The following is a 13471-nucleotide window of genomic DNA, read 5'->3' on the forward strand; positions in this document are numbered from 1 at the left end:
ATAAAAATATGCGGAATAAATAACACATAAAAAGGATATTCTATGAAACGGTCAAAAATTGCTTTAGCTATAACATTATCAATTTCAGCATTATTTCTTACAGCATGTAATGACGATGATGATGACTATATTGGTGTTAATCCCGATAAAACTTATGTTTCTGAAAAAGCCTATTCTAAGGATACCTTAAGTGGCGCTTCATCTATAAAAGTAATGACTTATAACATGGTAAATGTACAAGGGAAAACAGCTGAAGCAACCGCTTTAGTCATGTTCCCGAAAGTTGCTCAACCAAAGGATGGTTATCGCGTAGTGGTATGGGAGCACGGCACTGTAGGAGTAGGGGATAGTTGTGCACCAAGTAATAATATGATTAATCCACGCTTTAAAATTTTAGCTGATACTTTATTAGCTGCTGGATATGTGATTGTGGCACCTGACTATGAAGGTTTAGGTACTAGAGGGATGCATCCATACCTTAATTTGGGAAGTGAGGCTAAATCTGCAATTGCAGCAGTTAAAGCTGCTAAAGATCATTACGGTAGTCAATTGAATAGTTCATGGATGTCGATTGGACAATCTCAAGGAGGTCATGCTTCATTAGGAACAGCTGAATTTGCTAATAACGACAGTAACTACAAAGGAGCGGTTGCAACAGCACCAGCTTCTAGTCTTGGCTATATTATTTCTGTAGTTGCTCCGCAAGCAATTAGAGACATTCTTCAAAAAGAGCAGGCTGGTACCGCACCTGTTGGTACGGCTGTAGAAGTATATGCTGAGCTACTTGCATATGCTGCATATACCACAGTGGGTATTACTGCTTATGAACCTAAATTTAATTATCGTGAAATCTTTCAACAACGTTCTCAAAGTATAGCTGAGTTTGCAGAAGGCACTACGGGTGAAAATGGAGTCTGTTTAACTGATTTGCATAATAAATTTGCAGATGATATTCGAGATTTTCTTGCGACTAATACTGGTAAAACAGTTCTAGATTATCCAGGCCTAGCTGGTAATTTCCAGGAGAATCCAACGGTGCAAAAATTCTTGGTAGATAATCAGCCTGCTACCAAAAAAATTAATTCACCAGTCATGATTGTTCAAGGTACTGCGGATATGGCTGTACCATATCCTGTTACTAATGCCTTACAAGAGGGACTTAAAAAAATGGGAACTGATGTGACATTTGTACCAGTTGTTGGAGCTGCCCATACTCAGGCGATTGTATGTAGAAATGCTGAAATTTATCAATTTGTTCAATCTAAGATGCCAGCTAAAACAAATATAGTGCTTGATCCATCAGTAATAGATGCTAGTAAGAATGTTGAGTGTACTGGAATAGCACAATAATTTTTTATATTTAAAATATTCAAATTAAAAGGGTCTTAAAGAAGGCCCTTTTTTTGTTATATTGTTACGCATTCTGAAGTTGATACTATTTGAGTTTGAAAAACTTATGAGCCAACAACCTGTTGAAAAAAAATCTGTTCCTTGGTTATTAATGGGGTTAGGTTTACTTATTCCTTTACTAATTATTGGAATACTTTTCTTGGCTGCAAAAAGTGATGCTAAGAATAAAAAACAATATGAACAGCAGCGTTTAGAGATGGCAAAAAGAATAGCTGAGAAAGAAGCTGCAAATTCTGAATCGAAATAGCTTGTTAATGAATATCCTTTTGTAATTGGCGTACAGTAGGAATATTTGTGTAACGCTTTACAAGGTAGCCTGCTTCAGTGAGCATTTGATCACGAATACGGTCTTCTTCTACTTTTTCAAGATGGGTAGGGTCATCTAGCTCAATGATGGCCATGACTTCCATCTTGTCGTTGAGCACGACAAAGTCAGTAACTTTACGATTGAACTGACTACGAATTTTATAGTCATTACTGGTAATTAAAGCGCTAAAAGCCACTTGTGTTAACACATGATAATTTGGAAAACTTTGTTTTAAACGTATAAACATTTGAGTTTCAAAGTTTGTAATGACAGGGCGAGCAAAGAATTTTTGTTTTGGAAATAAATAAGGGCGTAAACAAACAAGAAGAAAAATACAGGTGCTTACGCAACCTAAAACAATAAAAAATAAGTGACTCGATTCGAACATGTGAAGGCATCATACAAATAAAAACCCACTCATGATGAGTGGGTTTTTAAGAATCTTGGCTCTCCCACCTGGGCTCGAACCAGGGACCTGCGGATTAACAGTCCGTCGCTCTACCGACTGAGCTATGGGAGAATCTGGAAAAGGATTTTAGGCAGGAAAGAGGGCTGGGTCAAGCCTTAATAACAGAATTAGAGTGAATATCTCATCGTTTGGTTTAAAAATACTCGAAACATTGATTTTATTCAAAATAATGAAAAATTATTAAATGATTAGAAAAGAAAAAACCCGCAATAAATGCGGGCTTTTAGAATCTTGGCTCTCCCACCTGGGCTCGAACCAGGGACCTGCGGATTAACAGTCCGTCGCTCTACCGACTGAGCTATGGGAGAATCTGGAAAAGGATTTTAGGCAGGAAAGAGGGCTGGGTCAAGCCTTAATAACAGAATTAGAGTGAATATCTCATCGTTTGGTTTAAAAATACTCGAAACATTGATTTTATTCAAAATAATGAAAAATTATTAAATGATTAGAAAAGAAAAAACCCGCAATAAATGCGGGCTTTTAGAATCTTGGCTCTCCCACCTGGGCTCGAACCAGGGACCTGCGGATTAACAGTCCGTCGCTCTACCGACTGAGCTATGGGAGATTAGTAGATGGCTCTCCAACCTGGGCTCGAACCAGGGACCTGCGGATTAACAGTCCGTCGCTCTACCGACTGAGCTATTGGAGAATCTGATGCGCATTTTATGGATGAAATCTAAAAGCGTCAATAAGAATATTAAAGAAAATGAATCGTTTGCTTGATTAATATGCTTTTGCTGTATTAAAAATAAAAAAACCACCCAAAATAGGGTGGTTTTTCATAAAGAAATAAAATTATTTCTCTACACCAGCTGGTTGACCTGCAAGTTTTGCATTTGCATAGTCCCAGTTCACAAGGCTTTCTAAGAAAGTTGCGATGTATTTAGGACGTAAGTTACGGAAATCGATGTAGTAAGCATGTTCCCATACGTCAATTGTTAATACAGCAATTTGACCATGTGCAAGTGGAGTGTCTGCATTAGAAGTTTTAGTAATAGATAATTTACCGTTTACTTCATCAGCAACTAACCAAGCCCAACCTGAACCGAATTGAGTTGTTGCAGCAGCAGTAAATTCTTCTGCAAACTTTTCGTAACTACCAAAAGCTTCGTCAATTTTAGCAGCGATTGCGCCAGTAGGCTTACCACCACCATTTGGCTTCATGCTGTTCCAGTAGAAAGTATGATTCCAAACTTGAGCAGCATTGTTGAAAATACCAGCTTTAGATGCATCACCAGCAGTCGCTTTAATGATTTCTTCTAAAGTTTTACCTTCAAGGTCAGTCCCTTTGATTAAGTTGTTTAAGTTAACAACATAGGTATTGTGGTGTTTATCGTGATGGTATTCTAAAGTTTCTTTACTAATATGTGGCGCTAAATCATCATAGCCATATGGAAGTGCAGGTAAAGTAATGGTTGTCATGTTCCTATTCCTTGCATTTGCTGGGTTATACAATTAAGTGGCTCTATTGTAAATGATTCTGGTAACAATAGGGCATCGTTTTAAAGAACTATACACAATAAAGATCTAATTAATACGCATAACACAGATTGAAAAAAAGACTTAATTAAATCGGATTATTCAATTCAAAATATTCAGCTTCAATTGAAAACTGTTTTGAGATCGCTTGTGCCAAACGCTGAACTCCATAACGCTCAGTAGCATGGTGACCACAGGCGAAATAGTGAACCCCTAGCTCTTTTGCTTCATAAAAAGTTCGTTCACTGACTTCACCTGAAATGTAAGCATCACAATTTTGCAAAGCAGCTTTAGCAATAAAATCTTGAGCGCCACCTGTACAGAAGCCTACTTTTTGAATGCTTTGCTTCTCTGCTGGCAAATGAATTACCTTAAAATCAAAACTGTTTTGAAGCTGTGCTTTAAATTCATCCACCGAAATTGCTTGCTCTAGATAACCAATATTACCAATCGGATGTTTTTCGGTTAAATCGAGTGGTTCTAAATTCTTCAAGTTTAGTTTTTCTGCAATGGCTACATTGTTGCCCAAAGTTGGGTGGGCATCTAAAGGTAGATGATAAGCGACTAATGAAATATTATTTTGAATGAGTTTTTTAATGCGGTTACCTCGCATTCCTGTAATTGGATATGGTTCGCCCTTCCAAAAATAACCATGATGTACGAGTAATAAATCTGCATTTTGAGCAATTGCTGCATCAATCGCATCTTCGGAAGCAGTAACCGTACAAACGATACGCTTTACTTCAGTTGAACCTTCAATTTGCAGGCCATTTGGTGCGTAATCTTTAAATTCTGCCGCTTTTAAGGTTTGGTCGCACCACTGAATAATTTCATGCAAATTTGCCATGATATTTCCTGAATTGAGTAGTAAATAATTGCTAAAGCTATAGAAACATATTTTGTTGTGTAACTAAAGCTAGACAAATCTTTTTTGACTTTTTTATGTATATCGACATATTTAATTTAAAATGCTTAACTGAAAACTCTTTTTGTTCAATATATTAATTTAATTAAAAACTTCTTTGCGTAGAGGATATGAACGTGCGCCGCACCTTTACATGGTTACCTTGGGTGTTACTTATTATTGTAATTGCCAGTTTTATTGCATGGCAAAAATACCATCAGCCGAAACCAACTGTTGCAGTTGATGGGGTGCAAATGCCTGCTGAGAAAGTTGAACCACTCGTTGATACTTCGCGAGCGGGCGGGGTGGTATCTTATAGCGCTGCAGTAAAAGTTGCAGCGCCAGCAGTTGTTAATATTTTTACGACCCAGAAAGTTAAACAAAATCATCCATTATTAAGTGATCCGGTCTTCCGCGAATTTTTTGGAAATCAGGTTCCAGAACAACAACAGCAAAATGAAAATAGCTTAGGCTCTGGGGTTATTGTACGAGCTGATGGTTATATTTTGACGAATAATCATGTGATTGCTCAAGCTGATCAGATTGTAGTTGCATTACATGACGGCCGTCGTGCAGAAGCAACGATTGTTGGAACAGACCCTGATACTGATTTAGCTGTCATTAAAATCGATTTAGATAAATTACCTGTATTGCCATTTAAGTTGAGTGGTAATGAAGTAGGTGACGTGGTCTTAGCAATTGGTAATCCATTTGGTGTAGGCCAAACGGTAACTCAAGGTATTATTTCTGCGACTGAACGCTCTGATTTAGGCATTAATACCTATGAAGACTTTATTCAAACGGATGCCGCAATTAATCCAGGTAACTCTGGTGGAGCATTAATTGATGTGGCTGGGAATTTAATTGGTGTAAATACTGCTATTTTCTCTCAGTCAGGTGGTTCTTTAGGAATTGGTTTTGCAATTCCCGCTAAAGTTTGCCAACAAGTTTTAAACTCGATTTTGAAAGATGGCCGTGTAGTCCGTGGATGGTTAGGTATTAGTTTAGTACCACCTACACAAGAAGACGTATTAGCACCTAAACAGCAAATTGGTGTTGTGGTTGCAGATGTCTTGAAAAATGGTCCAGCTGCATCAGCAGGTATTAAGATTGGTGATAAAATTATTCAGGTGAATAATCAACAAATCACTTCAGCATCTCATTTGATTAATTATGTTGCATTACAAGCGCCTAACAGCGAAATTAATGTAATGGTCGAGCGAGATGGGAAGCAACAAAACTTTGTGGTGACAGTAGGGGAAAGAAAAAACCAAAATACTCAATCACAATTTATACCGCTGCCTAAACAGTAAAGATAAAAAAGCCTCGTAATGAGGCTTTTTTCTTGGTGTTAATTAAGTATGAGATAGTGCTTGATGCTGATGTTTGAACTCAGTTAAAGCATCAATACGGTACTGAATGAGCATTTCACCAATCTCAGCACCTTTAATGTTTTCAGGTAAATCCTGAACTTTAATAGAGCGAACGATTTGCATCGCATCCAAAATGTACTGAGCTTGTGGATAAGGTCGGTCTTCTAAACCTAACCTTCCTTTAGCATCACATTCACATGCTTGTACAAAAGCTTCTACTCTCTCAGGGCGACGTAGTACGTCTAGACGCTGTAATAGGCGCCATACAGTTCCTGGTTTTAACGACATAATCTGATGACATTTTAGATGTTCTTTACATACTGATAATGCCAACTGTCGAGTTTGAGTTGGAACTTTTAAACGTTCACATAATTCGGTAACAGGTTTTACTCCACGTTCTTCATGCATGATGTGACGAGGAAGTTCGTTAGCTGGAGTCAATGCTTTACCCAAATCATGTACTAATACAGCAAATCGAACATCAAGCGAATAGTTTGATTTACAAGCTTGCTGTAACGACATTAAGGTATGTATACCGCAGTCCACTTCTGGATGATATTCAGGGCGCTGTGGTACACCAAATAATGCGTCAATTTCAGGGAAAAGATGTTTTAACGCCCCACAGTCACGCAATGTTTGAAAATAAACATCTGCATGATCTTCTAAAAGTGCGCGAGAAGTCTCTTTCCATACACGTTCTGGTGTTAAGGCATCAAGCTCACCTGATTCGGCCATGGTTTGCATAAGCTGCATTGTCTCTGGCGCAATCTGAAAACCATATGAAGAATAGCGAGCCGCAAAGCGTGCAACACGTAAAACACGTAAAGGATCTTCAGCAAAAGCTTCTGAAACATGACGCAAAGTTTTATTTTCTAAATCTGTTTGACCGCCATATGGATCGTATAATTTGCCATCTTGATCCATTGCTATGGCATTGATGGTTAAATCACGGCGGATTAAATCTTCTTCTAAACTTACTGTGGTATCGGTAAAAAATTGAAAGCCGTGGTAGCCTTTACCAGATTTTCTTTCAGTACGTGCAAGTGCATATTCTTCTTTCGTTTCGGGATGAAGAAACACAGGAAAATCTTTGCCTACAGGTTGAAAACCTTGGGCGAGCATGTGTTCCGGCGTTGCACCGACAACAACATAATCTTTTTCTTGATAGGGATGCCCAAGTAAAAAATCACGGACGGCACCGCCTACTAAATACACTTGCATGAAAAAACCTCTATTCTTCAAGCAATCATGCTACAGAATAGAGGTTTTCTCAAGTCATTAGAGATGCTTTTCGTAAAAAGCAGTTTCTAAATTACTTTTCTTGTTGTTGGATTTCAGCAACAGTTAAAGCAGTCATATTGATAAGACGACGAGTCGTTGCTGTCGGTGTTAAAATATGAACAGGTTTTGCTGCCCCAAGTAAAATTGGACCAATAGTAACGTTGTTACCAGAAGTCGCTTTCAACAAGTTAAACGAAATATTTGCTGCATCTAGGTTTGGCATAATGAGCAAGTTTGCCGAACCTTTGAAACGTGAGCCAGGGAATGCAAATTGACGAATGTTTTCGTCTAATGCTGCATCACCGTGCATTTCACCTTCAACTTCAAGCTCAGGAGCTTGCTCAGATAAAATACGATAAACTTCACGCATTTTTTGAGCACTTGAGTCAGTCTGGTCACTACCAAAACTTGAATGAGAAAGCAGGGCTACACGCGGAGTAATACCAAAACGACGTACTTCTTCAGCTGCTAAAATAGTCATTTCAGCAAGTTGTTCAGCTGTCGGGTTTGTATTTACATATGTATCAGCAATAAACAAGTTACGATCTTCAAGCATTAATGCATTTAAGGTGAAGAAGTTATTCATACCTTCTTTTAGACCGATGACATTGCGTACAAAATCAAGGTGAATGTTATAGCTACTGTAAGTACCACATAACATACCGTCTGCTTTCCCAAATTTAACCAGTAGAGATGCAATTAAAGTTGAACGGCGACGAGCTTCACGTTGAGCATATTCAACAGTAATGCCTTTGCGTTGCATAGTTTGATAGTAGTCTTTCCAAAACTCTTCATACATCGGGTTTTGTTCTTGATCTACAATCTCAATATTTACGCCATGTTGTAAACGTAGGCCTAATTTTTTGATATTAGCTTCAATTACAGCAGTACGACCTACTAAAATTGGTTTTGCTAAATCTTCATCAACTGCGATTTGCACTGCACGTAATACGCGCTCATCTTCACCTTCAGCATATGCGATGCGTTTAGGATCAGTTTTTGCTTGAGCAAAAATCGGTTTCATCAAGAATGCAGAGTTATAAACGAACTCAGATAATTTTTGACGGTATGCAGAGAAATCTTCGATCGGACGAGTTGCAACACCTGAATCCATTGCAGCTTTAGCAACGGCAGGGGCAATTTCTAAAATTAAACGTTGATCAAGTGGACGTGGAATTAAATAGTCACGACCAAATGAAGCAGATTTCTCACCATAAGTAGCTGCATCTGCTTCTACGTGTGCCATACGTGCAATTGCATGTACACATGCAATTTTCATGTCTTCATTAATTGTTGTTGCACCAACGTCAAGCGCACCACGGAAAATATAAGGGAAACATAATGCGTTGTTTACTTGGTTTGGATAGTCAGAACGACCAGTTGCCATGATTACATCAGGACGTACTTCATGTGCATGTTCAGGTAAAATTTCTGGATCTGGGTTTGCTAAAGCAAAAATAATAGGGTTCTCAGCCATCTGTTTCACCATTTCTTTGGTGAGAATACCAGCAGCAGAAAGACCCAAGAACATATCAGCCCCAGCCATTACTTCATGTAACTGAGTTGCTTTGATGTCTTGAACATAACGTTTTTTCGATTCATCCAAGCCTTCACGTGAAGTAGTGAGTAGACCGCGAGAATCGGCAACAATGATATTTTCTTTATTTACGCCTAAAGCACAAAGTAAATCTAAACAAGAAAGAGCAGCAGCGCCTGCACCTGAAGCTACAATTTTGATTTCATCAATTTTCTTATTTACAAGTTGCAATGCATTAAGCAAAGCTGAACCTACAATGATACTTGTACCGTGTTGATCGTCATGGAATACAGGAATTTTCATGCGTTCGCGAAGTTTCTTTTCGATATAGAAACATTCTGGCGCTTTAATATCTTCGAGGTTGATACCACCGAAAGTTGGCTCAAGAGAGGCAACAATATCTACAATTTTATCTGGATCGTTTTCTGCAATTTCGATGTCAAATACGTCAACACCAGCAAACTTCTTGAAGAGTACGCCTTTACCTTCCATTACAGGTTTAGACGCTAATGGTCCAATATTACCTAAACCAAGAACAGCTGTACCATTACTGACTACGGCAACCAAGTTTCCGCGAGCTGTGTATTTAGCAGCAGCAGATGGATCACGTTCAATCTCTAAACATGGCGCAGCAACTCCTGGTGAGTAGGCTAGAGCCAAATCTCGTTGGTTGACAAGTTGCTTACTTGGGGTGACGCTGATTTTCCCTGGGTTTGGATATTCATGGTAATTTAAAGCGGCCTGTTTTAAAGATTGATCGTCCATCTGAGTCTCTATTTGATACAAAAAAGCAAACTAGTCAAATTGCTCATTTAGGGAGAGGCAACTCACTTCTTTAACTACGCTTTAATTTTTACCAATTAAGAGAATAGTAGACGAATTGCCAATAGCCCCGTGGTGAGCTAAATGCTAAAGAATATAACACTACTTCTTTATTTCTCACAGTCAAAAACGCTCATTTTTGGAAAAAGCAGCATAGGTAAAATAGATGATTGGAACAATTAATAAATATGCGGATTTGTTTGTAGATAAGGAATAATCTGCTCGGCAGGAATAGGGCGACTAAAGAAATAGCCTTGTAAAAAATCACATTGCTGTTTTTGTAGATAGGTGACTTGTTCTTTTGTTTCTACACCCTCAGCAACCAGTTTAAGTCCCATGCTTTTACCCATCGCGATCATTGCATTTACAATTGCTTCTTGTTTGTGATCACCAATTTTCGAAATGAAAGCACGATCAATTTTTAATACGTCAATTGGGTACTCTGTCAGATAGGCTAAAGATGAATAACCCGTACCAAAGTCATCTAAGGCAATGGAGATATCTCGTTGTTTTATCGCATGTAATAGCGTTTTTACATTGGCAGTATTGTCTAAAAGGGCTGACTCTGTAATTTCAAGTTCGAGATCTGAACCTTGAATATTATATTTTTGCAAAACCTCATCTAAGTCGTTGAGTAATAAGCCTCGATGTATTTGTTGAGCGACAATATTTACAGAGACTTGAATATTGATATAACCAGCATTTTTCCACTCTTGGAGTTGCTTTCCAACTTTATCTAAAACAACTTTCCCAATATCTGAAATCAGGCTACTACGCTCAGCAAATGGTATGAACATATTTGGCAGGATTAATCCTTTTTCAGGATGCTGCCAACGAATGAGTGCTTCAAAACCAATAATTGATTGATCGTGTAGATTAATTTTGGGCTGGTAATAAATGACAAATTCATCATTTTGAATGGCTTTACGTAGCTCTTGCTCTAAATCGGCAGTTTTATATGAGTGATTTGTTTTATTGCAGTAATAGCAAATTGTATTACCACCTAAACGTTTTGCCTCGGAAAGTGCTTGCTCTGCATGATTGTTGAGATGATCAATTTGTCTGCCATGTTCAGGAAAACATGCAACACCGATAGATGCGGTAATAAAATATTCGTGATTATCAATGTAAAAAGGTGCATTGAGTGCTTGTAAAATGTTTTGGCAATATTGCTCAACATTTGGATGAATTGGCGAAATTTCATAAATGATTGCAAAATCATCACTATTTAAATAGGCGACTAAAATCGCATTGATATTGATTAAGCGTAATCTTTGTGCGAACTGTTTAAGTAACTCATCACCACTATCATTATTTAAAAATTCATTGAAAGCTCGGAAGCGGTCAATATTTACCCGTATTAATGCTAGATTTTTAATGTTATATGAAGGGTTTACAAGATATTGATGTAATTGATTGTAGTAGTAAAGACGATTAGGCAGATGGGTGAGGCTATCGTAGTTTTTTAAGTAAGATAGGTGCTGCTCTTGGCGCTTTTGCTCAGTGAGGTCGCGTGCAAATCCAATATAATTGGTAATTTGATTGAATTCATCTTTGACCACATTGATATGCAACCATAAATATACGCTTTTACCAGAACTAAACTTTTCATCAAACTGGCCCATATATTCTCCTGTCTCCAGAAGTTGTTGCGTTATTGATGTATGAAACTGTTGTTGTAGTTCTTTTTGATTGATTGTTATGCTAAATAATTCTTTATTAACAAGTTCTGATTTAGAAAATCCTGTTAATTTTTCATAGTAGGGATTTACATCAATATAGTTTAGGTGCTCATCTAAAATAAATATTCCTTCCGCAGCTTGCTCGAGCACAATTGCAGATAGTCTTAGATGTTCTTGATCCTTTTTCTCTTGATGTATATCACGGGTCATTCCCACCATACGAAGCGCTTTTTGTGTCTTTGGATCTCTGGTGATGACACGGCCTACATCATGAATCCATCTCCAAGAACCATCTCGACGTAAAATTCGAAAGGTGATATTAAAATGATCTGTAACGCCTTCCAAATGTTGTTTTAAACGTTCGTCAAAAAGTTTTTTATCGCTTGGGTGTATACGATCTAATATCGTGTTGAGATGAATAACGGCGGTTTGAGTTTGTTTTTGTTGATCGAAAAATGTAATTTCCAATCTTTGACTTTCAATATCCCAATCCCAAGGCCGAATACCCGCAGTTTCATGTGCAAAAGCTAAATTATAGTGATGGCTTTCGAGTTGCTCATTCATTTTTGTGAGATCAAAGGTACGTTCTCGTACTTTTTGCTCAAGCAAATGATTATTAAATTGAAGCTGGGCTTCAATATCTTTGGACTTATTCACTTCTTGTTGGAGTTGTACACATAATTCTTCAGCCCACTGGGTATGCTGGTCTGAAATTTGAACAAGCTGTTTGTTTTTTAATAATAATTGAGAGATCTTTTGGTAATTGCGTTGAGTTGCATATGCACAAAGCACAGTTGCTACAAAGGTGAGGTTATAGGCGAAATAAAAAGGTAGCTGAGTTATGGGATTATGTGTGAATTGAGCAATTAATAGAGGGAGGGTACTAGGAATAAATAAGAGATAAAAATATCGGGGTTGCTGTGTTAAAAAAGTAAGGCCAATGATATGAGCCGAAGTAATAAATAAAGCAATTAAAATATGAGCATCTGGTAGTGCAATTAAGTCAGGAGGTAGATAAAAATGAATAATTGTGACATTTATTCCAATTAAAATTCCTGAGAATAAACAAATACTTTGTAAGACACGATCAGCTTTTTTGGTAAAATCAATCGTGCGATAGTGAGTTAAAATATTTGGAATAAATAATAAGCAGACAAGAGCGACGACGGTAAGGCCAATAGACCAGCTAAATATTGTTATTGCAGATGAAAAATAATAAGAAAAAATACCATATGAAATAAGGCACAGTAATATCAGGCTAATTAAATACCAGCGGATATATTGAGTTGAAAGTTTCAGCTGTTCAATTTTTGTTTGATGCTGTAGATATTCTTCCTGAAGCCCAGACATAAGATTTTTCTATCCTATTTTTTTACATATATACAGAAAGAATCTGATTTATCAGTGAAAAAGAATTTGAAATTTTATTCATACAATAAAAGTAAGTTAACTTTAAATAATGATTTAATCAATGTGCAGAGAACTTAGGTGGATAAAAATCGATAATTTAAAATAGACAAGGCAACAACAGGGGCAGTTTCTGTACGCAAAACTCGGTCACCAATGCACCAGTTCATAAATCCAGCTTGATTGGCTTGGTTAATTTCACTTTCACTTAGGCCCCCTTCTGGGCCAATCAATAAGGCAAGTTCAGGCTGTATTCCCGCCAATACATCTTTTTGTTCTTTTTCTGGTGCTAAAACAAATTTAGATTGTGGAAGCTCAGAAGAACTTAACCATTCATGAAGAGAAATAGGCGCTAAAACTTCTGGAACCAAATTGAGGCCACATTGTTCACATGCTGCAATTGCAACAGCTTGCCAGTGATCTAATTTTTTTTGATCTCGATCGTATTTTAAGCGCATTTCACAACGCTCACTAGTTAGCAATTGAATCTGACTTACACCCAATTCAGTGGCTTTCTGAATGGCATAATCCATTCGATCGCCTTTACTCATGACTTGACCTAAAATAGCTTTAAAAGGGGCATCACGGTTTGCAGGGTGAAAATTCTCAATTGTGACAAATGCATTTTTTTTATTAATTTCGGTCAAAGTCGCGAGATATTCCCCACCTTGTCCATTAAATAGAGTCGCTTGTTCTTGTAGTTGTGCACGTAAAACACGCACCCAATGATGGAATACTGATTCTGTCAGTTGAATTGTTGAGCCAACTGTAAGTTCAGTTTCGATAAAAAAACGGTTCAT

10 protein-coding genes and 4 tRNA genes are annotated in these 13471 nt (G+C 37.6%); 3 read left to right on the plus strand and 11 right to left on the minus strand.

Going from position 1 to position 13471, the window contains the following annotated elements; translation table 11 throughout:
- Nucleotides 1-42: 42 nt before the first annotated feature.
- Nucleotides 43-1350 (plus strand): alpha/beta hydrolase, encoded by a 1308-nt coding sequence (locus J580_RS13710; RefSeq protein WP_032004570.1) that lies wholly within the window; start codon nt 43-45, stop codon nt 1348-1350.
- 106 nt (nt 1351-1456) lie between these two features.
- Nucleotides 1457-1657, plus strand: a complete 201-nt coding sequence (locus tag J580_RS13715) for a hypothetical protein (protein ID WP_032004572.1) — start codon at nt 1457-1459, stop codon at nt 1655-1657.
- Between the two features lie 4 nt (nt 1658-1661).
- Here J580_RS13715 and J580_RS13720 read toward each other — a convergent pair whose 3' ends face one another.
- From J580_RS13720 to J580_RS13750, 7 genes are all read right to left on the minus strand, one after another.
- Nucleotides 1662-2105, minus strand: a complete 444-nt coding sequence (locus J580_RS13720; RefSeq protein ID WP_032004574.1) for a DUF2726 domain-containing protein — start codon at nt 2103-2105, stop codon at nt 1662-1664.
- 56 nt (nt 2106-2161) lie between these two features.
- Nucleotides 2162-2237: transfer RNA gene (locus tag J580_RS13725), tRNA-Asn, on the minus strand.
- A gap of 181 nt (nt 2238-2418) precedes the next feature.
- A tRNA-Asn gene (locus tag J580_RS13730) sits at nt 2419-2494 on the minus strand.
- A 181-nt stretch (nt 2495-2675) separates the two neighbouring features.
- A tRNA-Asn gene (locus J580_RS13735) sits at nt 2676-2751 on the minus strand.
- An 8-nt stretch (nt 2752-2759) separates the two neighbouring features.
- Nucleotides 2760-2835 (minus strand) — tRNA-Asn (locus J580_RS13740).
- A gap of 146 nt (nt 2836-2981) precedes the next feature.
- Complete coding sequence (locus J580_RS13745) at nt 2982-3608, minus strand: superoxide dismutase (protein WP_000208083.1); 627 nt, start codon at nt 3606-3608, stop codon at nt 2982-2984.
- A gap of 145 nt (nt 3609-3753) precedes the next feature.
- Complete coding sequence (locus J580_RS13750) at nt 3754-4512, minus strand: Nif3-like dinuclear metal center hexameric protein (protein ID WP_032004576.1); 759 nt, start codon at nt 4510-4512, stop codon at nt 3754-3756.
- 194 nt (nt 4513-4706) lie between these two features.
- Here J580_RS13750 and J580_RS13755 point away from each other — a divergent pair, with 194 nt between their 5' ends.
- Complete coding sequence (locus J580_RS13755; protein ID WP_005068179.1) at nt 4707-5882, plus strand: S1C family serine protease; 1176 nt, start codon at nt 4707-4709, stop codon at nt 5880-5882.
- A gap of 42 nt (nt 5883-5924) precedes the next feature.
- Here J580_RS13755 and J580_RS13760 read toward each other — a convergent pair whose 3' ends face one another.
- From J580_RS13760 to J580_RS13775, 4 genes are all read right to left on the minus strand, one after another.
- A complete protein-coding gene (locus J580_RS13760; RefSeq protein WP_032004577.1) occupies nt 5925-7163 on the minus strand; it encodes a multifunctional CCA addition/repair protein in 1239 nt (412 codons plus the stop codon).
- 91 nt (nt 7164-7254) lie between these two features.
- Entirely contained in the window at nt 7255-9525 is a 2271-nt protein-coding gene (locus J580_RS13765) for an NADP-dependent malic enzyme (protein WP_002118176.1), read from the minus strand.
- A 236-nt stretch (nt 9526-9761) separates the two neighbouring features.
- A complete protein-coding gene (locus J580_RS13770; RefSeq protein ID WP_032004578.1) occupies nt 9762-12614 on the minus strand; it encodes a putative bifunctional diguanylate cyclase/phosphodiesterase in 2853 nt (950 codons plus the stop codon).
- Nucleotides 12615-12748: 134 nt separating this feature from the next.
- The gene (locus J580_RS13775; protein WP_032004579.1) at nt 12749-13471 is read right to left on the minus strand and encodes a 16S rRNA (uracil(1498)-N(3))-methyltransferase; all 723 of its coding nucleotides are present in this window, start codon (nt 13469-13471) and stop codon (nt 12749-12751) included.

Source organism: Acinetobacter sp. 1542444 (genome assembly GCF_000581835.1).
GTDB classification, from domain to species: domain Bacteria; phylum Pseudomonadota; class Gammaproteobacteria; order Pseudomonadales; family Moraxellaceae; genus Acinetobacter; species Acinetobacter pittii.

Excerpts from the sequence above, each read along its gene's own strand:
- J580_RS13710 (WP_032004570.1), top strand. The coding sequence starts at position 43 with ATGAAACGGTCAAAAATTGCTTTAGCTATAACATTATCAATTTCAGCA.
- J580_RS13715 (WP_032004572.1), top strand. The coding sequence starts at position 1,457 with ATGAGCCAACAACCTGTTGAAAAAAAATCTGTTCCTTGGTTATTAATG.
- J580_RS13720 (WP_032004574.1), bottom strand. The coding sequence starts at position 2,105 with ATGTTCGAATCGAGTCACTTATTTTTTATTGTTTTAGGTTGCGTAAGC.
- J580_RS13745 (WP_000208083.1), bottom strand. The coding sequence starts at position 3,608 with ATGACAACCATTACTTTACCTGCACTTCCATATGGCTATGATGATTTA.
- J580_RS13750 (WP_032004576.1), bottom strand. The coding sequence starts at position 4,512 with ATGGCAAATTTGCATGAAATTATTCAGTGGTGCGACCAAACCTTAAAA.
- J580_RS13760 (WP_032004577.1), bottom strand. The coding sequence starts at position 7,163 with ATGCAAGTGTATTTAGTAGGCGGTGCCGTCCGTGATTTTTTACTTGGG.
- J580_RS13765 (WP_002118176.1), bottom strand. The coding sequence starts at position 9,525 with ATGGACGATCAATCTTTAAAACAGGCCGCTTTAAATTACCATGAATAT.
- J580_RS13770 (WP_032004578.1), bottom strand. The coding sequence starts at position 12,614 with ATGTCTGGGCTTCAGGAAGAATATCTACAGCATCAAACAAAAATTGAA.
- J580_RS13775 (WP_032004579.1), bottom strand. The coding sequence starts at position 13,471 with ATGAACCGTTTTTTTATCGAAACTGAACTTACAGTTGGCTCAACAATT.